Genomic DNA, 21,743 nt, shown 5'->3' on the forward strand with positions numbered 1-21,743 from the left:
AGCGCGTCTCGACTTAAATGACGAGGCGCGACACCTTGACGCCTTCCAGCGAGATGCCGGCCATCAATCCTGCATTGGTCAGCACGAAGGCTTCGACGGGGCTCGTGGCAGTGGAAGTATCGACATTGCCGTTCGCCCCCACGGTCACGAGCGCCACGGTGGCGTCGGCGCCGGCCGACCAGCCCTGGCTGCTCAGGAAACGATCCAGTGCCTCGCGAGTCATGAACGCGAAGATGATTGCCTGCGACTGCGCACCGATCTGCAGTCCGAACGATCCACCCACGGTGCTGTAGTAGCCCGTCGTGCGGCCGTCCACGCGCAGCGCACCGGTGCCGTACTGGCCGCCGATCCAGAAGCCCGCTGAAATCACGCCCGGAAACACGAGCACGCCGCTCGCCTTCGAAAGCAGTTCGTGCGAGCCGCCCACCTTGCTGTAGAGCCGGGCGAGCGTGGCGTCCACGTCCGCGTCGATGCTCTGGCGCTTCGCTGCGTTTTGGGCCTCCAGGTCGCCGCCGCCTGGCGGCGTCGTGGTGCAGCCCGCGAGCGCAAGGCCCGCCGTGGCAAGAGCGGCGCTGGAATGAAGAAGAAATTGGCGTCGGCGCATAACGGTGTTCCTGTAGAAGTCGATTTCAGTGGCTTCGATTGCCTGCCGGGCTGGCCGCGCGGGTCGCGCTGATCAGACTCGCGCGCGCTCGCCCGGGGAAGGGGCATCAGCATAACGCGCCGGGCCGCCCGCGGGCAGAAATTACCGCAACGGCCGTGCCCGCTGGCCCCTGGCGGGATAAGACCCCAGGCCGGCTACCGAGTTCGCCTTTCTCCGTGAAAACCCCGGGCAGGCACCAGCGGCGGGAAGCCGCGTGCGCAGGTCCGACACCCCGTGTTACACTGCGCCGCGATTTTCCTTTCACTCTCATGACTGCACGCAAGCACGTACTGCTGACCGCATGGCTTGGCCTCGTCGCCATGTGGCTCATCGTGCTTGCGCCGCCCGCGAGCCAGCTCGTGGAAGCGCATCGCGCGCACGAGCCCGATGCCATGTTCGCGTTGTGCTCGGCCGGCCAGTCCGATACGGCGGCAACGCATCTGTCACACGACGACGCGTTCGGTGCCTGCGGCTACTGCCATCTGCTCCAGCACCAGACAGCGATGACCTCCGTCGCGCCGCCGCAACTGGCCGCTACCCCGCTGATCCGCGTAGCGACCGTCGCGGCGCTCTCCACCCGCTTCACTCCGCTCGGCGCGTTCCCGTCCGGGCGCCCACGCGCACCACCCTTCGTTTCCTGACCGCTGCCGTCACCGGCCGTTCCTGCACGCCCGCCTGATCCGCTGATCGCGCCGGGGCGTGCACGGCCGCTCGTCCATCGCAACCGGAAACTTTTCATGTCTACGCCTTACCCGCGCAGCGGCGGCGCTCGCCTGCACGAGCGCGCCGTGCCGCGCGCGCTGCGCCACGCCCGCCTCGTCCTCACTGCGAGCGCCCCGCTCGGCCTGCTGCCGCTGCCCCTGTCTTTAGCCTTCCCTTTGGCCCTCTCCTTCGCCGCGCCGGCCGCGCGCGCGCAAACCGCCGCGACCCAGACACTGGCCGATACGGCCACGCTGCCCACCGTCACGGTGAATGCTTCCGCGCCCAGCCAGGGCGGCGCGCCCGCGGCCGCCGTCGATCCGAACCTGCCCGCCACGGTCGAAACCGTCACGCCGGCACAGTTCCAGAACTGGAACGTGGTGAACACCGAAGACGTGCTGAAGTACCTGCCCAACCTGGCGGTGCGCAAGCGCTTCGTCGGCGACCTCAACTCGATCATCGCGGTGCACGGCACGAGCAACACGCAAAGCGCGCGCGGGCTCGTCTACGCGGACGGCCTCCTGCTCTCGAACCTGCTCGGCAACAGCTACTCGTTTCCGCCGCGCTGGTCGATGGTGTTCCCCGACCAGATCCAGCAGGTCGATGTGATCTACGGGCCGTATTCGGCGCTTTATCCGGGCAACTCGCTTGGTGCGACCGTGCTGATCACCACGCGCATGCCGAAGCAGTTCGAAGCCACCGCCGACGTCAAGGGCTTCACGCAGCACTTCAGCCTCTTTGGCGTCAACGAAAACTTCAACGGCAGCGAGACGAGCGCCTCGATCGGCGACCGCATCGGCAAGTTCTCGTACCTCCTCGGCGTGAACCACCTCGAAAACACGAGCCAGCCGCTGCAGTTCGCCACGCTCGCCCAATCGGCCACGCCGGCAAAGCCCGGCGACACGCCGGTGCACGGCGCGTACTTCTACAACAACCAGACCAATGCGCGAACCGTGGTGCTGGGCGTGAACGGCGAAGGCATCGAGCACACCATCCAGGACCAGCTCAAGCTGCGCATGCAGTACGACTTCACGCCCGCCGTGCAAGGCGGCCTGACGCTCGGATACTGGCACCAGAGCTACAACAGCAGCACCTCTACGTTTCTCTACGACGCGAACGGCAACCCCGTGTACAGCGGCAAGGTCGCCATCGACGGCGACGAGTACAACATTCCGGCCGCCGCCCTCGCGCCCAGCAGCGGCTGGAGCGAAAACTGGCTCTACGGCGCCACGCTGCGCACGCACCAGGCGAGCGGCTGGAACGCCGAGGCCACTGCTTCGTACTACGACGTATCGAACAGCGTCGCGCGCACGGCCAGCCAGGGGGGACCGGGCGACGGTCCGGGCGTCGTGACGTTCGGCGACGGCACGGGCTGGAAGACGCTCGATCTGAAGACAACGTGGACGCCGGCCACGCCCGAGGCCGGACTCGGCGCACACTGGCTGACCTTCGGCTATCACTACGACAACTACTTTCTCGACAACCGCACGTACAACACGCTCGCGTGGCGCGACGGCGGCGCGGGCAGTTTCGCGAATGCGTTCTCGGGCAAGACGCAAACCCAGGCGCTCTACGCCCAGGACGCCTGGCGCTTCCTGCCGCGCTGGAAATTCGTCTACGGCGCGCGCTGGGAAGACTGGCGCGCCTACGACGGCTACCAGGCGCTGGGCGCTTCGACGGTGCCGTACGCGAGCGCGAGCGACCAGCACGTCTCGCCCAAAGCGTCGCTCTCGTTCGACGTCACCGACGACCTCACGCTGCGCGCCTCGATCGGCCGCGCGTACCGCTTCCCGACCGTGAGCGAACTGTTCCAGGGCCAGATAAACGGCTCGTCGATTGTGAACAACAACCCGAACCTGCGCCCCGAAGACGATCTCTCGAAGGAGCTCACCGCCGAATGGGCCCACTGGAACGGGCTCTTTCGCTTCTCGCTCTTCCAGGACGACGTGAAGAACACGATTTTCAGCCAGACCGACACGACCGTCATTCCGAACGTCACGAACTTCCAGAACATCGGCAAGGTGCGCTCGCGCGGCGTGGAGACGAGCTACCAGGGACAGGACGTACTCCTGAACGGTCTGGACCTCGCGGCAAGCGTGGCGTACACGCAGTCGAAGATTCTGGAGAACGCGCAGAATCCGGCCAGCGTGGGCAAGTACTTCTACCGCATACCGCTGTGGCGCGCGAATCTCGTCGCCACATGGCGCTTCGACGCGCGCTCGGCGCTCACGGTGGGCGTGCGTTACTCGGGGCGCCAGTACAACACGCTCACCAACGTCGATACCAACCCGGACGTGTTCGGCGGCACGAGCAGCTACACGGTCGCCGACGTGAAGTTCACGTTCCGGCCGACGAAAACGAGCGAGATCGGCGTGGGCATCGACAACCTCTTCGACGAACGCTACTTCGTCTATCACCCGTATCCGGGCCGCACGTTCTACTGCGAGGCGAAGCTGCGCCTCTGAGCGCCGCCGAACGCCCGCCGACACCACCGCGCCGAAACTGGCACGAACTTCGAGAGGAACATCCGATGTCCGCTTCCGCAACCCGCGCCGCGCGTGCCGCATGCCCCGCCGGCGCCGTTCATCCCGGCTATCGCACGCTATGGCGCTGGCATTTCTATGCCGGGCTGTTCGTCATGCCGTTTCTCATCGTGCTCGCCATCACCGGCACGATCTATTGCTTCCAGCCGCAGATCGAGCCACTGTTGTATCCGCAACGTCTCGTGGTCGAGCCCATGGCCGTACCGCGCCTGCCCGCCGATGCCCTGCTCGTGCGCGCCCGCACCGCGGTGCCCGCCCAGGCGCGCGCCATCCGCGCCCATATCGACGCGAATCCCGCGCGCAGCGCGGAGTTCGCCTTCGCGCTGCCCGGCGGCGCGAAGCAAAGCGTGTATGTGAACCCCTACACGGGCGCCGTGCTGGGCACGCTCGATGCCGACCGGCGCTTCATGCAGATCGACCGCATGCTGCATCGCAAGCTGCTGCTCGGCAAACCCGGGGAGCTGCTGATGGAACTGGCCGCGTGCTGGACTCTCGTGATGATCGCCACCGGCGTCGCGCTCTGGTGGCCGCGCGCGGGGGCAGTGTGGCGCGCCGCGCTCATGCCGCCACGGTTTTCCCGTCGCGCACCGGGCGGGCGAGTGTTCTGGAAGCGGCTGCACGGGATCATCGGCATCTGGCTGGCCGTGGGGGCGTTCGCGTTCGTCGTCACGGGGCTGCCGTGGACCGGTTCGTGGGGCAAGCAGTTCAAGGCGCTCGCCACGCGCGCCAACCTCGGCGCGCCCGCCGGTTCATGGGGCGGCGATCCGTCGCTGAAGTCCAGCGTGCCCGGCAGCAGCGCAGCCGTGCTCACGGGCGAGCACGCGGGCCACGACATGAGCTCCATGCCGGGCATGGTGATGGACGATCTGCCGCTGCCCAACGTCCCGTGGGCCGTGGGCGCCGTACCGGTGCCGCAGGCGGGCGAAACTCGCAAAACAGACCCAATGGACCAGGCGACGCGCCCCGCCCCTGCAGACTCGCCGCGCTGGAGCCTCGACCAGGTGGTCTCGCAGATGCGCGCACTCGGCGTGCAAAGCGGCTATGACGTCGCGCTGCCCGCTTCGCCCACGGGGGTCTATACGGTGTCGTACTTCCCCGCCGATCCGCGCGACGAGCGCACCGTCTATATCGACCAGTACGACGGCAGGATTCTCAAGGACATCCGCTACGAAAACTATGGCGCGGTTTCCCAGGCCATCTCTTATGGCACGTCGCTGCACATGGGACGATATTTCGGCATCCTGAATCAATTGATCTGCGCGGCGATTTCGCTCGGGCTCTGCGCGCTTGCCGTGACAGGCTTCGTGATGTGGTGGCTGCGCCGGCCCCGACGCGCGAGCGGCATGGCCGGCGCACTCGGTGCACCGGCCCGGGAACACGCCGCACCGCCCATGCGGGCCTGGAAAGCGGGCCTCGTCGCACTCGGCATCGTGTTTCCGCTGATGGGGGCGACGGTCGTCGCCGTGTGGCTCGTCGACCGCTTCGCCGCCAGGCGCGACGCTAAAAGAGCCGCGGAAGCAGCCTCGAAGCTGTCGGTTTCCTGACGCTCCGGCCCGTTTCTGCGCGCTGCGGCGCGAGCCGGTAAACTTGCGACACAATTCTGCTTGAACCCGACCCTGAAGTGGCTTTCCAAGCTAAAGGACAGACGGAGACGATTGTGTTGCGGCTAATTTCGGCACTTGCGACGGTAGCCATCCTGGGCGGCTGCGCTGTCGCGCCCGGCTATGGCTATCCGTACTACGACGGCTATGGCTCCCCCGACTACGGTTACGGTTATCCCTACCCCTATGGCTACGGCTACTACCCGGGTTACGCGAGCATCGGCATCTGGGGCGGCGGCGGAGGGGGCTACTACTATCGCGGCTACTGGTGGCATGGCAACCCGCATTGGCATGGTGGCGGGCACGGCGGTTGGCACGGCGGCGGCTGGCATGGGGGCGGCTCCCACGGCGGCGGCGAATGGCAAGGCGGCAGCCACGGCGGAATGGGCGGCATGGGCGGCCACGGCCACTGAGCGTGGCCGCTAAGTGCGCTACTGAGTGCGCCACTGAGTGCGCCGCTGAGCAGTCCACTGCGCTGCGCGCGCAGTGGTCATGCCGCCGCGCTCAACTCATACGCGTCCGTTCACCGGAATCGACGCCCCCGTAATCGCCCGCGCATCGGCGGAAAGCAGGAAGCCGACGAGCGCGGCAATCTCGGCCGGCGCGACCCAGCGCGTGAAATCCGCGTCGGGCATGTCCTTGCGATTCTGCGGCGTATCGATGATGCTCGGCAATATCGCGTTCACAGTCACGCCCTTGTCCTTGAGCTCCTCGGCAAGCGCTTCGGTCAGGCGCGCCACGCCGGCCTTCGCCGCGGCGTAGGCGCCCATGCCGAGCCCCGCCTTCTGGCCCGCACCCGCTCCGATATTCACGATCCGCCCCGCGTTGCCGCGCAACAGATGCGGCAGCGCCGCCCTCGACGCGTTCAGCGCCGTTTTCACGTTCAGTTCGAACATGAGGTCCCAGGTGGCGGGGTCGCCGTCCGCGATCGTTTCCCAGCGAAATGCGCCTGCGATGTTGAGCAGCGCGTCGAGTCCGCCTAGCTGGGCGTTCACGGCATCGAGCGCCTGACGCGCCGCCGCGGCATCCGCGAGGTCCACGCCGCCGATTGCGAGCGCGTTGCTCAAACCCTCGGGCATCGCGTCAGGCGCAGGCACCGCGCCATGCCCGATGAGCGCCACGCGTGCGCCCCGCGCGGCAAGCCACGCCGCCGTCGCCACGCCGAGGTTGCCAAAGCCGCCCGTAATGGCGACCACTTTTCCCTTTACACCGGTTTCCATACGCTGCGAGTCCATTCGAGTCTATCGTTGCGGCAGGCTGGCCGCCCTATGCGCGCACCTTACGCGAGCGGGCCATTCGATTCAAGCGCTCGCTGGGCAAGTTGCCTTGCACCGCGCTTTGTACTGCGCTTTGCACGGGCACAGGCGCCATGCTTTTCATCGACACGGCAGGCACGAACTGCATCCTGGCACGACGCTGCGCAAGGCGCAGTTCCTCCGTCGTTTCGCCCTTGCCATCGGGCAGCCAGCCCGGCGGCATGACGACGTGCCGCACGGCCGTCCAGAGACTTTTCGCCTTGACCACGTCGCGCACGAGGCTTGCCCAGTGCTCGAACTCCACCACGAACGGATTGCGCGTGCGCGTGGGCGTGACGAGCCCGTAGCGGCACGGCTCTTCGGCGCGCTCGGCCACATAGGTGCCGAACAGCCGGTCGAACACGATCAGCACGCCGCCGTAGTTCGCATCGAGGTAATCGACATTCGAAGCATGATGCACGCGATGGGCCGAAGGCGTGTTGAAGACGTACTCGAGCCAGCCGAGCTTCGGTATCCACGTGTTGTGCAGCCAGAACTGATAGAGCAGGTTGAGACCGAGGATGGAGAGCACGACTTCGGGGCGCACCCCGACCCACACGAGCGGCGCAAAGAACATTGCGGGGCCGGTGAGCTTGCCGGTCCAGCCGAGCCGGTACGCGGACGAAAGCGATAACTGGTTCGGCGAATGATGCACGGCGTGGGTCGCCCAGAAAAAGCGCATGCGGTGCGAGGCGCGGTGATACCAGTAGTAGCAGAACTCCTGGCCGATGAAGATGACCAGCACGAGCGGCACAATCGGCAGGTCCAGCGTGAAGAGCCGGTGCGCCCAGACGAAATCGAGGATCGGCAGGGCGAGCGAGATGGGCAGGAGTGCGAATAGTTTGCGCCCGGCCATGTCGGCAAGCGAGAGCCACACTTCGTTCCAGTCGAACGGCGCACCGCCGCGGCGGCTTCGCCACGTGAGCACGCAGGCCTCGATCAGCGAGACGGCAATGACGAACGCCGTCACGTAGTACGCGATTTTTTCGGTGATAAGCATGATGGAGCGCTTCTTTTGTCGGTTGAAAGGGGGCGTGTCGTGAGCGGGTCGAACCGCCGACGCGCCGGATGAGACGCACTCTAGAAGCGCCGCCCCCGAAAAACCACGCGCAAAGTATGTCGCCCTATGTCATGGCGGCGTCCGGTGCCGCAGCGCAGGTTTTCGACACAAGCCCGCCCGGAACTGCCGGCCCGGCCGCACGGGCCGCAGCGGCGCCCTTCCGCCGGCAGCAGCAGCGAATCGTCTGGCAAAAGCAGCGCCCGGCGGTGTAACACCACGACATGGTTTATGACGCGACTCGCACGCGCCCCGGTCCTATAGTTCGTCCCGCTGACACGCCAATGCGTGACCCGAAACGAATCGCAAGGACCTCTGATGAAGACCCGTACTCTCGCTGCCGCTGCCCTTTCGCTGCTCGCCTTCGCGAGCGCACCGGCCTTCGCCGGATGGTCCGGCCACGGCACCGCCTACACGCCGCACGGCACCTATAGCGGCGCCCACTGGGGCTCGTGCGGCGGCGGCAGCTGCTCGCATGCGGGCGGTGCCGCCGGCCCATGGGGCGGCGTTGCCACCAACACCGGCACCGTCACGCGTACGGCACCGGGCCAGTTTTCGAACAGCGGCACCGCGGTCGGCCCGAACGGCCGCTCGGTGAATCACGCCGGCGACACGAATTGCGCCGGCGGCACCTGCTCGCACACCGGCACGATGACCGGGTCGGACGGCCGCAGCGGCTCGACTTCGGGCAGCGTCACGCTCACGGCGCCGGGCCAGTATTCGTCGTCGGGCACGATCACGGGATCGGGCGGCAACACGGTGAGCCATTCGGCCTCGACCGATTGCGCAGGTTCCACCTGCAACCGCTCGGGGACTGTGACGGGCACAGACGGCGGCACCGTCACGCACGCGGGCAGCGCAACGCGCGTGGCGCCCGGCGTGGTGACCACTTCGGGCGGCACGACGGTTGTGCACGGCGGCACAGTGACGACGGGCGGGACGACTGTGGTGCACGGCAGCACGGTTGCCACGGGCTCGGTGACGGCAGTAGGCGTGGCGGTGGTGCCGCCCCCGGTGGTGGTCGCGCCGCCGCCTCCGCCGCCGGTAACGACGGTGTATGTCGCGCCGCCCCCGCCGCCGAAGGCCGTTGTCGTGGTCGCGCCTGCGCCCCAGGCCGTGGTGCCGCCGCCGCCGAAGCCGGTCGCGGTGGTTCCGCCGTCACCGAAAACGCTTTACGTTGCGCCGCCGCCGCCCGCCCCGAAGGTCGTCTACGTGGCGCCGCCCCCGCCGCGCATCGTGTATGTGGCGCGTCCGCTGCCGCAGGCCGTGTACGTCGCGCCGCGCGGCGTCTACGTGGCGCCTGCACCGCGTCCCGCCATCTGGGTGCCGGGCCACTGGGCCGGCGCCGTCTGGGTGCCCGCGCACTGGGCCTGACCTGAATTACGCAGCCGTTTCCCCTTTTCAATCCAACCCGGCCGGCAAGGGATGCCGGCCACCCCACGGAGAAAACCATGAAGAAGATGATTGCCCTGCTCGTTTTGTGTATCGTTTCAGCAGTTGCCTCGGCTCAGGGCATGCCCGCCCAGGGCGCAGACGGCGAGCGCATCGAACAGGCGATGTCCCAGTTGCAAACGCGCTTCGCCAGCGCGAACACCACGCACGACGGCCGGCTCACGCGCGCCCAGGCGCAGGCAGGCATGCCGATGGTGGCCCGGCATTTCGACGAGATCGACACGCAACAGCAGGGCTACGTCACGCTGGCGCAGATCGAAGACTTCATGCGCCAGAAGGCAGCCGCCCGCCAGGGCGGCTGACACGCGCCGCAGGCCGTCGCGCAAAGAAGCGCGAGGAGAGCATCGATGGAGCAGGCACACCGGATCATCGTGCTGGACGACGAAGCGGAGCTGCGCAACATGCTCCAGCGCTTCCTGAGCGGCCACGGCTTCCAGGTGCGCGCGGTGGCGGACGGCAAGCGGCTCGACCGCCTGCTGCAGCGCGAGCCCTACGACCTGCTGGTGCTCGATCTGATGATGGAGCCCGAGGACGGCCTCGCGGTCTGCCGCCGCCTGCGCGCCGAAGGACAGACGCTGCCCATCCTCATGCTCACGGCCAAGGGCGATGCGGCCGACAAGGTAGTGGGCCTCGAAACCGGTGCCGACGACTACCTCGCCAAGCCCTTCCTCCCCGACGAACTCGTCGCCCGCATCCGCGCGCTGCTGCGCCGCCAGAGAATGGCGGCGGGAGAGCCGACGGTGACCTCGCAGCTACTGCGCTTCGGCGACTTCACATTCGACGTGGGCAAGCAGGCGCTCATGCGCAACGGCGCAAGCATCGAGGTGCATTCGGCGCAGATGCTGTTGCTGCACGCCCTCGGCTCCTCGCCGAATCGCGCCGTGAGCCGCGAAAACCTGCTCGCGCGGGCACGCGGACGCGATCACGACGCGCTCGACCGCAGCGTGGACGTGCAGATCCTGCGGCTGCGCCAGATCGTCGAAGACGATCCCTCGAAGCCGCGCTTCATCAAGACGGTCTGGGGCGTCGGCTACATGCTCGTGGCCGGCGTCGAGGCATGATGCGCATCGCGCTGCCGCGCTCGCTGCTCGCGCGCAATATCGCGCTGCTCGTGGCGCTCGTCGCGCTGGCGCAGATCTGCTCGCTCGCCGTGCTGCTGCATTTCGTGCAGCGGCCGCGCATCGAGCGCGCCGCGGTGATTTTCGCCGACTACGTGACCCTGCTCGACGACGCGGTAGCGCGCATGCCCCCCGACGAAGGCCGCGTCGTCGCCGCACGTCTGCATGCGCAGCGCGAAACGCCGCCCGCGCCGGCCCCGGAGCCGGCGAGTCTCGTGAACTTTTTCCGCACGTGGCAGCGCGACGTGTTCATCGCCGACCTGCAACGCCATCTGCCCGCCGACATGCCCTTGCGGTGGCAAGCGGGTTCCGGTCAGCGCCTGTGGATCCGTCTGCACATTTCGGGCGAGCCCGCATGGATGCCGATGCCGCTGGTCCCCGACGCGCAGGGAACCGGCATTGCGACCACGCTCGCCCTCTCGCTCCTGCTCGCCGTGCTGGCCGCGTTGACCGGCTACCTGATCCAGCTCCACCTGAACCGCCCGCTCGCCGACCTCGCGCGCGCCGCGCGCCGCGTGAGCGCCGGCGAAACCCCGCCGCCGCTGCCCACCGACGGCCCGACCGAAATCGCTCAGGTCAGCCGCGCCTTCAATCAGATGACCGAAGCATTGCAGCAGGCCGAAACCACGCGTGCGCTGATGCTGGCCGGCGTCTCGCACGATATCCGCACGCCGCTCACGAAACTGCGCCTCGCGATCGCCATGGCCCTGCCGCGCGGCACGAACGATGCGCTGGTGGCGTCGTCCGAGGCTTACCTCGACCGCATCGACACGATCCTGCAGCAGTTCATGGACTACGCCGGCAGCGGCGAGCGCGAGCCGCTCCAGGTGGGCGACCTCAACACGCTGAGCGGCCAGCTCGTGGCCGACTTCGCCGGGCTGGGGCACGAATTCGACTTCGAAGAGGGGCCCATTCCGCCCTTCCCGTTCCGTCCCGTCGCCGTGATGCGGCTGTTAATGAACCTCATGCATAACGCGGTGGCCTACGGTCAAACCGGCCTCGCCGTGCGTACATGGGCTGACGAAAGCGCGGCGCACGTTGCCGTGTGCGACCGCGGCACAGGCATTCGCGCAGCCGAGATGGAAAAGCTCAAGGCGCCCTTCAGCCGGGGATCGAACGAGCGCACGCATTCGGGCGGTACCGGCCTCGGTCTCGCCATCGTCGATCGCATCGCCCGCCTGCACGGCGGCTCGCTCACGTTCCGCGACCGCGAAGGCGGCGGTCTGGAAGCGCTCGTGGCGCTGCCGCTGGACCCGCCCGCCGTTCTCCCGCCGAACGGCCGCGCCTCCTGAGCATCCGCCTTTGCACACGACCGTGCGGATGACATGAAACGACATAATTTGCGCGTGGCGCGTGGCGGCGGCCGCCTTCATACTTGCGCCTGAGCGTTGCGAAACGATGCCGGGCCAGGTCGCCCGGGAGCACGAAGCAACACTCCCCGATAGTTCGCGATCCTGATTAACTGGCGATTATCGGCACCGTATATTCGCCCACTCATCCAGGCCGCGCATTCGGACACGCACTCGGCCACTCACTCGGCCACTCAGGCAACGGACATCGACATGAACACCTCTTTCCACTCCCTCGTCGTCAAGGCAAAACGTCTCGCGGGTACCGCCGTGCTCGCCGGCTCGCTCTTCAGCGCCGGTTGCGCTTCGGCCATGCCCGAAGTGCAGACATCCGGCACGATGCCCGCCGTGAAGGCCGAGATCGTGTATGTCTACGCGTTCGACGCCGCCGCCGACCAGGTCAAGCTCGACGAAGGCGGCATGGTGAAGAAGCTCATGTCGGCGGGGGATGGCACGTCGGCCGCCCAAAAGCAGCAGCAAACCGCGCTCGCAGCCCGGGAGCAGCTCGCCGACGCACTCGTGCAACAGCTTCAGTCGATGGGCGTGCCCGCCATGCGCGTGGACGGCCCCGCCCCCGCGGGCCGCAATGCGCTGATCATCGAAGGCCAGTTCGAGAAGATCGACGCGGGCAATCGCCGCCGCCGCATTCTGATCGGCCTCGGCGCGGGCAAGAGCGAAATGGGCGCCTCGGTGGCGGTGCTGTATCAGCCGGCCTGCGGTACGCCGCAGCCGCTCGCTACGTTCTCGGCCAAGGCCGACAGCGGCCATATGCCCGGCGTGGCCGAAACCGCCGGCGTCGGTGCCGTGGCGGGCCAGGTCGCGACGTCGGTGGCGGTCAGCGGCGGATTGCACGGCGTTTCCGAAGCGAAACACGACGCCGTTTCGTCCAATACGGCCAGGCTCGCCAAATCGATTGCGAAGCAACTGGCCGCGGCAAGCGAGAAGAACGGCTGGCTGCCGGTCGGCACGGCTGGCTAAACTGAACGACCTGGCCGGGCGTGGTGTGGCAGCAAAACGGCGGCACGATGCCGCCGTTTTGCCTTATTCGGCGGTCTCGCGGTAATGCGCGAACTTCGAAGTGTGGCCGATGCCCGGGTTGAAACAGTTGCACGGATCGAGGCTTTCGTAGAAGGCCTTCAACGCGGGTTTCGCATAGTAGAGATGCCCCACGTTGTGTTCCGCGGGGTATTCGGCGCCACGCGCGTCCAGCAGCTTCCACATCTCGTGCTCCAGCGCGAGGCAGTCGTTGCCCTTGCGCACGATGTAGTCCTGATGGAAGACGTGGCAAAGAAAATGGCCATAGTAGAGCTTGATCGCAATGGGCCGTTCCACCGCCTCGGGCAGGCGCTCGAACCAGGCGCGGTCGTTGCGCCGCAGGGCGATGTCGAGCGCGACGATATCCTCCACTTCATCGCCATGCACGGCGCGATAACGCACCGCCGCGCCCGCCGCCGCGAAGCGGTGCAGGAAAGCCTTGCTCCCCTCCTCGTCGGTGCATTCGAAAAAGTCGCCGCTCGCGCCCGCAAAGTATTGCTTCAGCCAGGCGCGTGTTTCGTCCACCATCCCGGCGCCGACCTTCAGCATGAGATGGTGCTCGTAGCGGTTGCGATAGTCTTTCATCCGCGCGGGCAGATGATCGGGAAACAGGCGGCTTGCCGCCTGCATCACGCGGTCCGTGAAGTGGGCCGGCAGGAAGCCCAGGCGGTCGAAGAACGCGTCGCAGCGGCTCTTCAGGCCGAAGAGCGCCGGCAGGCGTTTCGTGCCCAGGTACTGGATCATCAGGAACATGTCCTTGCCGTAGCGCTCGGCCACGTCGAACGCGTCCCGGTGCAGATACTCGCCCGCAATGGGCAGTGCCGGCATGGCCGAGAGAATATGGCGGCGCAGTTCGGTGAGCTCGTCCGTTTCGTTCGTGCCGATATAGAACACTTTCGCGCCGGCTTCGATCGGAAACGTGTCGAGACGCACGGCGAAGACCATCACCTTGCCCGCCGATCCCGAGGCTTCGTGGAGGCGCAGCGGATCGGCGTTGTAGCGCGCGGGGGTATCGGCATCGACATCGCGCACATGCTGGGCATAGCCGTGATCCGATGCGGCGCCCGCGTCGCGCTGAATGTCCGCCTCCGGCAGTTCGCCGCGGTCGAGACGGCCAAGCACTTCCTCCGGCGTAGTGCCGAGACGAATGCCAAGGTGATTCACGAGTTCGGGGCGCCCCGCTCCGTCCACGCGCGCGAACACGCTCATTTCCGTATAGGCGGGCCCACGCTGCACGAGCGCGCCGCCCGAGTTGTTGCAAACGCCTCCTACCACCGAAGCGCCGATACACGAGGAGCCGATCACCGAATGCGGTTCGCGGCCGAGCGGCTTGAGCGTCTGTTCGAGTTGATCGAGCGTCGAACCCGGCAGGCAGACCACCTGCTTGCCGCCCTCGATCACGTAGACCTTGCGCATGCGCGACATGCTGACGATCACGATGTCGCGGTCGTAGTCGTCGCCGTCGGGCGTCGAGCCGCCGGTCAGGCCCGTGTTCGACGCCTGCGAAATCACAATCGCGTTGGCCGCAAGACACGCTTCGAGCACTTTCCACTGCTCGACGAGGGAACCGGGCCGCGCCACCGCCGCCACCCGGCCCTGGCCGAAGCGAAACCCGGTACGGTAACGCCGCGTGGCCTCGTCGCCGGTCAGCACGTATTTGCGGCCCACCGCGTTTCGCAGCGATTCGACGAGGGCCTCTCGTGCGCCGTGAGCGACGTGTGCAGACGGCGGGGAACGGTGCGGGACGGTGGACATGCAAGCGGCTCCTTCATGGGACGAATGGCGCCGGACTGTGTGTCGACCACGGCTCCGGGCGGCCAGGCGAAAGCATAGGCCGCCCTCGCCACCAGGTCCAATATCGCGCCCACACGCGATCAAGACGAAAAAGCTCTGGATCGTCAGCCGCGCGACGTCTGGCGTGCGATCTCGCGCAGGACCCGCACGAAGTTGCGCACGGTCGGCGCGCGCTCGCGCGGGCGGTACACGAGCGCGATGGTCGTATGCAATGTGCCGCCCTTGAGCCCGTGATACGTCACGCCTTTGGCCTGGATCTGCCGCATCGACGAAGGAATCAGCGCCACGCCGAAGCCGGCGGCGGCCATGTTGACCGTCGAGGAGATCTGCGGCGACTCCATGCCGATCACCGGCTGGAACCCCGCCGCGTGGCACGCGCTGATGATCGAGTCGTAGAGGTCCGGCCCGATCGGGCGCGGAAACAGAATGAGCGGCTCGCCGGCCAGTTCCGCGAGATCGAGGCTGCGCCGGCGTGCGAGGCGATGACGCGGGGGCAACACGGCGAGCACCTCTTCCTGGGCGAGCGCTTCGGTCTCGAGCCCGCGGCAATCGAGCGGCAGACGCACGAAGGCCGCGTCCACGCGCGCCTCGCTCACCCGTTCGAGCAGCACCGAACTATTGCTTTCCTCGCAGCCGATGGCCACGCCCGGATACGCGCTGCGGTAGCGCTGCAACACGGTGGCCACGAGGGGATGAAACACCGTGGAGCCCGCGAAGCCGAGATTGAGCCGCCCGGTCTCGCCGCGCCCGGCGTTCTGCGCCTCGGCGAGCGCGAGGCCGGCCTCCTCCAGAATGCGCTGCGCGCGTTCGCGAAAGAGCCGCCCCGCTTCGGTCAGCTCGACATGGCGCGAGTGCCGGATGAAGAGCTTCGTGCCCATCTCGCGTTCGAGCTTCAGAATCTGCTGGGACAGCGGCGGCTGCGCGATGCCCAGCGTTTCGGCGGCGGCGCTGAAGTGCAGGTGCTCCGCGACCGCAAGAAAGTAGCGTAGCTGGCGAAATTCCATAGCGTTTTCGTCTGGATGCGAACGCGCCATAGTGGACCGGATTCGCGCCGGCGTCGAGCCCGGCACGCTCCGGCCGCGAGGTTCAGCCAGTGCCCATGCGCGTCTCGTCCACGAACTTCTCGGTGGCGTCGTCGATCTTGCGGCCCTTGCGGCCCATCGGCCCGTGGATATAGACAGCCTTCATATCGATCTGCGGCGGCCCGTTCGTGGCGGGCGGCGGCGTCATCTCGTAGCGCACTTCGCGCTCGTGATCGGCCAGTTGCAGGCGCGGGTCGAACACCGAATTGAAGCGCCACAGCATCCGCACAAAGTTCGTCTGCCCGCGCACGAGCAGGCGCGTTGCCTGTCCCGCCGCGCCGCGCAGCGCGGTCCAGCCCAGATGCTTGCGGTTGAGCACCTGCTGCGTGCGCACGAGCTCCGCGTAGAACTCCGGCAGCGGCAGCTTCGTGGGCACCACGGCGTGCTGGATGTCGTAGAGCCGGTAGTCGAGGCTCGTCAGGTGGCGCGCTTCGTTTTGCCAGTTCTCGGTGCCCGGATAAGGCGTGTTCACGCTGATGTTCACGATCTCCGGAATTTCCAGGCACCACTGACGAATCGTCTCGAAGCGCTCGCGGTCCCAGTCGGGATCGGCAATCAGATTGATCGCAACCGTGATGCCCAGCGAACGCGCAAATTCCAGCGCCTCGAAATTGCGGTCGAGGCTGATGCGCTTGCGGAACGCCTTGAGCCCCGCCTCGTCGATGGCTTCGAGGCCGAGAAACATGTACTTGAGCCCGAGCGACTGCCACGCGCGAAACACGTCCTTGTTGCGCAGGAGCACGTCGCCGCGCGTCTCCAGGTAGTAGCGCTTCTTGATGCCGCGCTGCCGGATCGCATCGGCGATCGCCATGCCGTGCTCGGCATGCACGAACGCCACATCGTCGACGATGAAGACGCCCGGCTCGCGCAGCGCCGCCAGTTCCTCCACCACGACCTCGGGGCTGCGCGTGCGATAGCTGCGCCCGTAGAAGGTCCAGGCGCTGCAGAACGTGCAGTCCCACGGGCAGCCGCGCGCGAACTCGATGGAAGCGCACGGGTCCAGCGTGCCGATGAAGTATTTGCGGCGGTGGTGCAGCAGGTCGCGGGCGGGATGCACGGTGTCGAGCCGTTCGACGAAACGCGGCGGCGGTCCCGATCCGTCACGCGTCAGCACCCCGGGCACGGCGCACAGGTCGCCGCCGCTCGCCACCGTATCGAGCAGTTCGGCAATCGAGGCCTCGCCTTCGCCGCGCAGCACGCAGTCGATTGCGCCCTCGGCGTGGCGCAGCAGATCGCCGGCCGTGAAGGACACGCTATGGCCGCCCACGAACACGAAGCACGAGGGCAGCGCCGCCTTGACGGCCTTCGACAGATCGATGATTTCGGGGATATTCGCGAGGTAGTTGCCGGAGAAGCACAGCGCATCCGGGCGGAAAGCGCGCACCATGCGCATGAGGTCGGCGTGGGTTTCGACCTGCAGATCGAGCAGGCGCACCTCGTGGCCGGCGTCGCGCGCCGCGCCCGCGACGGATTCGAGCCCCAGCGGCTCGAGACGCAGGAACACGCGCGTGTACATCAGGCCGCTCGGGTGGACAGCGAGCAATCTCATGAAGCCTCCTTGTGATGCGCGCCGGAAGGGCTCGCGGACGGGTGGCCCGAGTGACGGAGCACAAAGCGCGCCCGCCCCTCGATACTGCTGCTTCGTGGGAGCTGCTGTATGGGAGTTTATGCGCGTTCGCGGGGCGGCGCCCGGGCAACGCAAGAGCAATCGCCTGCGCAATGCAGCAGAAACTGGCGAAGAGGCTTCGGATCGAGGCTCGGAACCGAACCGCGAAACCGGGCCTCAGGAGTTCGCCTCAAAAGCTGCCGAACAGCGAACCGAGCACGATCACGACGGCCAGCGCCAGCACCGCGCCGACGATGCTCACCACCACGAGATCGCGGTAGCTCTCGCGGTGCGTCGAGCCGCAGACGGCCAGCAGCGTGACCACGGCGCCGTTGTGCGGGAGACTGTCGAGCGTGCCCGACGACATCACCGCGACGCGGTGCAGCAAGTCCGGCGCGATATGGTGCTGGGCGGCGATCTGCATGTAGGTGCCGCCGAGCGCATCGAGCGCGATGGTGAGTCCGCCCGAGGCCGATCCCGTGAGCCCGGCCAGCAGGTTGGTGGCCACCGCAAGCGAAACGAGCGGCCCCCCGCCGATGCCGAGCACCCAGTCGCGCACCGCCTCGAATGCGGGCAGCGCGGCGATCACGGCGCCATAGCCCACGAGGCTGCCCACGCTCAGCACCGGCAGCACCGAAGCGTTGGCGCCCGCATCCACGCTCTCGCGCAGCGCGGGCAGCCGCCGCCGGTTGAGCGCGACGAGCACGGCAATGCCGCAGGCAAGCGCCACGCTCACGCCCCACACGCCGGCCACGGCCGAAAGCGAGGTGGCGCCCCAGCGCGGCTCGGCCAGATAGGCGGCGTCGATGCGCGGAAAGACCACCACGTTCATTACGAAGTTCATCGCCACCACCACGGCGAGCGGCGCGAGCGCCACCCATGCGGAAGGCGGCCCCGCGTGGCCCGGCGCGCCGCTGGCGAAGGGCGCGCCGCTGTCGATCTCGGCGGGATCGAAGGTCTGCGCGACGCTCGCCCGTTCGCGCACGAGCGCCGATTTGCCGCCCGCCGCCTCGGCTTCGCCCGCGTGCCCGGCCGCCCTGCCCGCCGGCTCGACGAAGCCTTCGCCGCCGCGCCTTGCCGCGGCGGCCGCCCGGCCCAGCCACCAGAGCCCGAAGCCGGCCATCACCACGCTCGCGATCACGCCAAGGCCGGGCGCTGCAAACGGCGTGGTGCCGAAGAACGGCATCGGGATGGCGTTTTGCAGCGCGGGCGTGCCGGGCAACGCCGACATCGTGAAGGTCGCCGTGCCGAGCATGATCGTCGCCGGCATGAGGCGGCGCGGCAGGTTGGCGGAGCGAAACAGCGCTTCGGCCATCGGTGCGAGCACGAAGAACGCGACAAAGAGGCTCACGCCGCCATAGGTGACGAGCGCACCGCCCAGCACGACCGCGGCCAGCGCGTGGCGCGTGCCGAGGCGGTCGATCATGAACTGCGCGACGGCGTCCACGGAGCCGCTGTCTTCCATGAGCTTGCCGAACAGCGAGCCGAGCAGGAAGAGCGGAAAGAACTGCGCGAGGAAACGGCCCGTGCTCCCCATGAAAGTCTGGGTCCAGTGCGCGAGCACCGGCTGGCCCGAAATGAGCGCCGCAAGCATGGCGGCGAGCGGCGCGAGCAAAAGCACGCTCCAGCCGCGATACGCGAGCCAGATAAGCAGGCCGAGGCTCGCGAGCATGCCCGCAAGGCCGAGCGCGAGCGTGCCCGCGCTCATGGCCGCGCCCCGCGTGCCGGCGTGGCGCGCTCCGGCTGCAATCTGCAATCGACGTGGATATCGATGCGAATCGGTTGGGAAATCGTCTCTGTTCCGGTGAACATGGCGGCTCCGTGCAGGCGCGCGGGCGAGGCGCGGCACCGGCGAGATTACCGGAAAAGAAAGAAGCGCCACGGTCGGGTGCGAAGCCGCGGCCGCGCGCAAGGCACGCGTGGCAGGTTTGATAGACTCGCGCTCATCGATTGCACCGCCTTGGCCACCGCCTTCCATCGTGCCCGCCACGCCCACGCTGCCCCGTCTGCTCAAGGAAATCCGCGCCTGCCGCGTCTGCGCCGAGGCCCTGCCGCTCGGCCCGCGGCCCGTGGTTCAGGCGCACGCGCATGCGCGCCTCTTGATCGTCGGCCAGGCGCCCGGCGCGAAGGTCCATGCATCAGGCGTGCCGTGGGACGATGCGAGCGGCGAGCGGCTGCGCGCGTGGACCGGCATCGACCGCGACACCTTCTACGACGCCGCGCAGGTCGCCCTCGTGCCGATGGGCTTCTGCTATCCCGGCCGCGCCGCCGATGGCGACAACCCGCCGCGGCCCGAATGCGCACCGCTCTGGCACGCGCGTCTGCTTGCCCAGTTGCCCGAGGTGCGGCTCACGCTGCTGGTCGGCCAGTATGCGCAGCGCGCTTTTCTCGGCGCGCGGCGCCGGGCCTCGCTCACGGAAACCGTCGAGCACGCGCGCGACTACCTGCCCGACTTCTTGCCGCTGCCGCATCCGTCGCCGCGCAACCAGCCCTGGCTCAAGCGCCACGCGTGGTTCGGGCGGGACGTGCTGCCCGCGCTGCAAGAGCGCGTTGCGGCGGCGCTGGCGCAAGCGCCGGCACAACCGAACATCCGGAAGAAAGGAGAGACGCCACGATGAGCCCGCCCACCATCGACCTGCAGCGCGTGTACGATCCGCCGCCCACGGCCAGTCATGCGTGCTTTCTCGTCGACCGGCTCTGGCCGCGCGGCATCCGCAAGGAGGCGCTCGCGCACGTGCAATGGCTCAAGGACGTGGCGCCGAGCACCGCGCTGCGCCAGTGGTATCACAAGGACCCGACGCAATGGGACGCGTTCGCGCAACGCTACGTCGCCGAACTCGACGCGAACCCTGCCGCGTGGCAGCCGCTGGCCGGGGCCTGCGCGAAGGGTCCGGTCGCCCTGCTCTATGGCTCGCGCGACGTGGAGCATAACCACGCGATCGTGCTGCGCGCGTTTCTGCTGAAGAAGCTCGAGCGCCGCTAGCGCGGCGCCGCGGCCATCACACCATCAGCGCATCAGAACAGGTACATGCCCGCGATGAAGACGACGCCCGAGAACAGCAGCGTCGTCACGCAGTAGCCCATGATGTCGCGCACGCCAAGGCCCGCGATGGCGAGCGCGGGCAGCGCCCAGAACGGCTGCGCCATGTTGGTCCAGGCCTCGCCGTAGGCAATCGCCATCGCCGACTTGCCGAGGTCCGCGCCCAGGGCCTGCGCGGCCGGCATCACGAAGGGGCCCTGCACGACCCAGTGGCCGCCGCCCGAAGGCACCGCGAAGTTGATCAGCGCGGAGCTCAGGAATACGAGCAGCGGGAACGTGTGAACGTTGGCGATATCGACGAACCACTTCGTAATCACGCCCGCGAGGCCGGAGTGATCCATCAACGCCTGGATGCCCGCGTAGAACGGGAACTGGATCATGATGCCCGAGGCGCCCTTCGCGGCACCGGCCACGGCGCGCGCATAAGCCATCGGCGTTTTATGCAGCACGAGGCCCGCGGCGAGGAACACGAGATTCACGGTGTCGATGTCGAGCGAGAAACCCTTCGTGTGAAAGCGCACTCCGAGGAACACCGCGCACAGCGCGGCCACGAGCAGCGAAAGCGCGCGGCTCTCTTCGATGCGTTCGGCGAACGTGGCGTCGGGGCCGAGCTTGCGCTCGACGGTGGGCGGGTCTTCGAGCAGCGCGGGATCGACGGAGACCACGTCTTCGGGCTTCGGCATCATGAGACGCGCAAGGAAAGGCAGCATGACGATCAGGCCAATGGTGATGAACGCGTTGTAGCCCGTGAAGATCGTCTGCGTGACCGGGATGAGGCCCACGGTCTTCTCCATCGGATTGCCCCTGGTAGCCGCCACGAGCGGCACCGAACCCGAAAGCCCGCCGTGCCAGGTCAAAAAGCCCATGTAGGCGGCGGCAACGAGCAGGCGATAGTCGGCGCCGCGCACGCGCCGCGCCACCTCGCGCGAGAACATCGCGCCCAGCACGAGGCCGAAGCCCCAGTTGATCGCACACGCCACGGCGGCGACGAACGCCACCAGCATCACGCCCTGCGCCGGCGTGCGCGCGCAGCCCGCGAGCGCGACCAGAAGGCGCTTGACCGGCCCCGAACTGGCGAGCGCGTGGCCCGTCACGAGGATCAGCACCATCTGCATCGCAAACGCGAGCAGGTTCCAGAAACCCGAACCCCACATCATGACAAGCGCCTCGGGCGGCTGCGGCGTGAGCGCGAACGCCAGCACGAAGGTCACGACCGTCAGCAGGATGGCGAAAATGAGAGGATCGGGCAGCACCCGATGCACCACCCCGGTAAAGAAACCTGCAATGCGCTGTATCACCTGTCTACTCCTTGTTATCCGAATCTGCATGGCCGCGCGGTTACGCCTTGTGGTCGGCAGCGCGTGGCGAGCCGCGATTCTTCCACAACCTGGCCAAACGCGTAGCGCTGCGACCCGGGCCGCATAGGGCC

General features: G+C 67.7%; 19 protein-coding genes. 11 read left to right on the forward strand and 8 right to left on the reverse strand.

Annotated elements, in window-relative coordinates:
• Positions 1 to 13: 13 nt before the first annotated feature.
• Complete coding sequence (locus BFE01S_RS25755; RefSeq protein WP_028227983.1) at positions 14 to 604, reverse strand: BPSL1445 family SYLF domain-containing lipoprotein; 591 nt, start codon at positions 602 to 604, stop codon at positions 14 to 16.
• Positions 605 to 912: 308 nt separating this feature from the next.
• On the opposite strand from BFE01S_RS25755, the gene BFE01S_RS25760 reads away from it, so the two are divergent.
• From BFE01S_RS25760 to BFE01S_RS25775, 4 genes are all read left to right on the forward strand, one after another.
• Positions 913 to 1,284, forward strand: a complete 372-nt coding sequence (locus tag BFE01S_RS25760; protein WP_028227984.1) for a DUF2946 domain-containing protein — start codon at positions 913 to 915, stop codon at positions 1,282 to 1,284.
• Between the two features lie 96 nt (positions 1,285 to 1,380).
• Entirely contained in the window at positions 1,381 to 3,807 is a 2,427-nt protein-coding gene (locus tag BFE01S_RS25765) for a TonB-dependent receptor (protein WP_084170159.1), read from the forward strand.
• Between the two features lie 65 nt (positions 3,808 to 3,872).
• Entirely contained in the window at positions 3,873 to 5,429 is a 1,557-nt protein-coding gene (locus BFE01S_RS25770) for a PepSY-associated TM helix domain-containing protein (protein WP_028227986.1), read from the forward strand.
• 113 nt (positions 5,430 to 5,542) lie between these two features.
• Positions 5,543 to 5,899, forward strand: coding sequence for a hypothetical protein (locus BFE01S_RS25775; protein ID WP_028227987.1), 357 nt, complete (start codon positions 5,543 to 5,545; stop codon positions 5,897 to 5,899).
• 96 nt (positions 5,900 to 5,995) lie between these two features.
• On the opposite strand, the gene BFE01S_RS25780 is transcribed toward BFE01S_RS25775, so the two are convergent.
• Positions 5,996 to 6,706 carry an SDR family NAD(P)-dependent oxidoreductase gene (locus tag BFE01S_RS25780; protein ID WP_028227988.1) on the reverse strand — a complete coding sequence of 237 codons (711 nt, stop codon included), beginning with the start codon at positions 6,704 to 6,706 and terminating at the stop codon, positions 5,996 to 5,998.
• Positions 6,707 to 6,752: 46 nt separating this feature from the next.
• Positions 6,753 to 7,781, reverse strand: coding sequence for a sterol desaturase family protein (locus BFE01S_RS40195; protein WP_084170160.1), 1,029 nt, complete (start codon positions 7,779 to 7,781; stop codon positions 6,753 to 6,755).
• Positions 7,782 to 8,156: 375 nt separating this feature from the next.
• On the opposite strand from BFE01S_RS40195, the gene BFE01S_RS25790 reads away from it, so the two are divergent.
• The 5 genes from BFE01S_RS25790 (at position 8,157) to BFE01S_RS25810 (ending at position 12,735) form a co-directional block, all read left to right on the forward strand.
• A complete protein-coding gene (locus tag BFE01S_RS25790; RefSeq protein WP_028227989.1) occupies positions 8,157 to 9,212 on the forward strand; it encodes a hypothetical protein in 1,056 nt (351 codons plus the stop codon).
• 77 nt (positions 9,213 to 9,289) lie between these two features.
• A complete protein-coding gene (locus BFE01S_RS25795) occupies positions 9,290 to 9,592 on the forward strand; it encodes an EF-hand domain-containing protein (protein ID WP_028227990.1) in 303 nt (100 codons plus the stop codon).
• Positions 9,593 to 9,637: 45 nt separating this feature from the next.
• Positions 9,638 to 10,351, forward strand: coding sequence for a response regulator (locus tag BFE01S_RS25800; protein WP_028227991.1), 714 nt, complete (start codon positions 9,638 to 9,640; stop codon positions 10,349 to 10,351).
• A complete protein-coding gene (locus BFE01S_RS40200; RefSeq protein WP_042338582.1) occupies positions 10,351 to 11,700 on the forward strand; it encodes an ATP-binding protein in 1,350 nt (449 codons plus the stop codon). The genes BFE01S_RS25800 and BFE01S_RS40200 overlap by 1 nt, the downstream gene beginning before the upstream one ends.
• A 270-nt stretch (positions 11,701 to 11,970) precedes the next feature.
• Entirely contained in the window at positions 11,971 to 12,735 is a 765-nt protein-coding gene (locus BFE01S_RS25810) for a DUF4410 domain-containing protein (RefSeq protein ID WP_028227992.1), read from the forward strand.
• 63 nt (positions 12,736 to 12,798) lie between these two features.
• Here BFE01S_RS25810 and dld read toward each other — a convergent pair whose 3' ends face one another.
• From dld to BFE01S_RS25830, 4 genes are all read right to left on the reverse strand, one after another.
• Positions 12,799 to 14,547: a D-lactate dehydrogenase gene (dld, locus tag BFE01S_RS25815; RefSeq protein ID WP_028227993.1), complete on the reverse strand. Its 1,749-nt coding sequence runs from the start codon at positions 14,545 to 14,547 to the stop codon at positions 12,799 to 12,801.
• Positions 14,548 to 14,690: 143 nt separating this feature from the next.
• Positions 14,691 to 15,590, reverse strand: coding sequence for a LysR family transcriptional regulator (locus BFE01S_RS25820; RefSeq protein WP_028227994.1), 900 nt, complete (start codon positions 15,588 to 15,590; stop codon positions 14,691 to 14,693).
• A gap of 82 nt (positions 15,591 to 15,672) precedes the next feature.
• On the reverse strand, positions 15,673 to 17,217 hold the full coding sequence (gene hpnR / locus BFE01S_RS25825) for a hopanoid C-3 methylase HpnR (protein WP_028227995.1): 1,545 nt from the start codon (positions 17,215 to 17,217) through the stop codon (positions 15,673 to 15,675).
• A 247-nt stretch (positions 17,218 to 17,464) separates the two neighbouring features.
• Complete coding sequence (locus BFE01S_RS25830; RefSeq protein ID WP_028227996.1) at positions 17,465 to 18,982, reverse strand: GntP family permease; 1,518 nt, start codon at positions 18,980 to 18,982, stop codon at positions 17,465 to 17,467.
• Between the two features lie 268 nt (positions 18,983 to 19,250).
• Here BFE01S_RS25830 and BFE01S_RS40205 point away from each other — a divergent pair, with 268 nt between their 5' ends.
• Positions 19,251 to 19,892, forward strand: coding sequence for a uracil-DNA glycosylase family protein (locus BFE01S_RS40205; RefSeq protein ID WP_063834445.1), 642 nt, complete (start codon positions 19,251 to 19,253; stop codon positions 19,890 to 19,892).
• Entirely contained in the window at positions 19,889 to 20,257 is a 369-nt protein-coding gene (locus BFE01S_RS25840; protein ID WP_028227997.1) for a DUF488 domain-containing protein, read from the forward strand. The genes BFE01S_RS40205 and BFE01S_RS25840 overlap by 4 nt, the downstream gene beginning before the upstream one ends.
• 32 nt (positions 20,258 to 20,289) lie before the next feature.
• Here the strand turns inward: BFE01S_RS25840 and BFE01S_RS25845 are convergent, their stop codons facing one another.
• Entirely contained in the window at positions 20,290 to 21,612 is a 1,323-nt protein-coding gene (locus BFE01S_RS25845; RefSeq protein WP_028227998.1) for a TIGR00366 family protein, read from the reverse strand.
• Positions 21,613 to 21,743: the final 131 nt, after the last annotated feature.

The organism is Paraburkholderia ferrariae NBRC 106233 (assembly GCF_000685035.1).
Classification (GTDB): domain Bacteria; phylum Pseudomonadota; class Gammaproteobacteria; order Burkholderiales; family Burkholderiaceae; genus Paraburkholderia; species Paraburkholderia ferrariae.

Excerpts from the sequence above, each read along its gene's own strand:
- BFE01S_RS25840 (WP_028227997.1), top strand. The coding sequence starts at position 19,889 with ATGAGCCCGCCCACCATCGACCTGCAGCGCGTGTACGATCCGCCGCCC.
- BFE01S_RS25760 (WP_028227984.1), top strand. The coding sequence starts at position 913 with ATGACTGCACGCAAGCACGTACTGCTGACCGCATGGCTTGGCCTCGTC.
- BFE01S_RS25810 (WP_028227992.1), top strand. The coding sequence starts at position 11,971 with ATGAACACCTCTTTCCACTCCCTCGTCGTCAAGGCAAAACGTCTCGCG.
- BFE01S_RS25790 (WP_028227989.1), top strand. The coding sequence starts at position 8,157 with ATGAAGACCCGTACTCTCGCTGCCGCTGCCCTTTCGCTGCTCGCCTTC.
- hpnR (WP_028227995.1), bottom strand. The coding sequence starts at position 17,217 with ATGAGATTGCTCGCTGTCCACCCGAGCGGCCTGATGTACACGCGCGTG.
- BFE01S_RS25770 (WP_028227986.1), top strand. The coding sequence starts at position 3,873 with ATGTCCGCTTCCGCAACCCGCGCCGCGCGTGCCGCATGCCCCGCCGGC.
- BFE01S_RS25765 (WP_084170159.1), top strand. The coding sequence starts at position 1,381 with ATGTCTACGCCTTACCCGCGCAGCGGCGGCGCTCGCCTGCACGAGCGC.
- BFE01S_RS40200 (WP_042338582.1), top strand. The coding sequence starts at position 10,351 with ATGCGCATCGCGCTGCCGCGCTCGCTGCTCGCGCGCAATATCGCGCTG.
- BFE01S_RS40195 (WP_084170160.1), bottom strand. The coding sequence starts at position 7,781 with ATGCTTATCACCGAAAAAATCGCGTACTACGTGACGGCGTTCGTCATT.
- BFE01S_RS25780 (WP_028227988.1), bottom strand. The coding sequence starts at position 6,706 with ATGGAAACCGGTGTAAAGGGAAAAGTGGTCGCCATTACGGGCGGCTTT.
- BFE01S_RS25755 (WP_028227983.1), bottom strand. The coding sequence starts at position 604 with ATGCGCCGACGCCAATTTCTTCTTCATTCCAGCGCCGCTCTTGCCACG.
- BFE01S_RS25800 (WP_028227991.1), top strand. The coding sequence starts at position 9,638 with ATGGAGCAGGCACACCGGATCATCGTGCTGGACGACGAAGCGGAGCTG.
- dld (WP_028227993.1), bottom strand. The coding sequence starts at position 14,547 with ATGTCCACCGTCCCGCACCGTTCCCCGCCGTCTGCACACGTCGCTCAC.
- BFE01S_RS25830 (WP_028227996.1), bottom strand. The coding sequence starts at position 18,982 with ATGAGCGCGGGCACGCTCGCGCTCGGCCTTGCGGGCATGCTCGCGAGC.
- BFE01S_RS25820 (WP_028227994.1), bottom strand. The coding sequence starts at position 15,590 with ATGGAATTTCGCCAGCTACGCTACTTTCTTGCGGTCGCGGAGCACCTG.
- BFE01S_RS25795 (WP_028227990.1), top strand. The coding sequence starts at position 9,290 with ATGAAGAAGATGATTGCCCTGCTCGTTTTGTGTATCGTTTCAGCAGTT.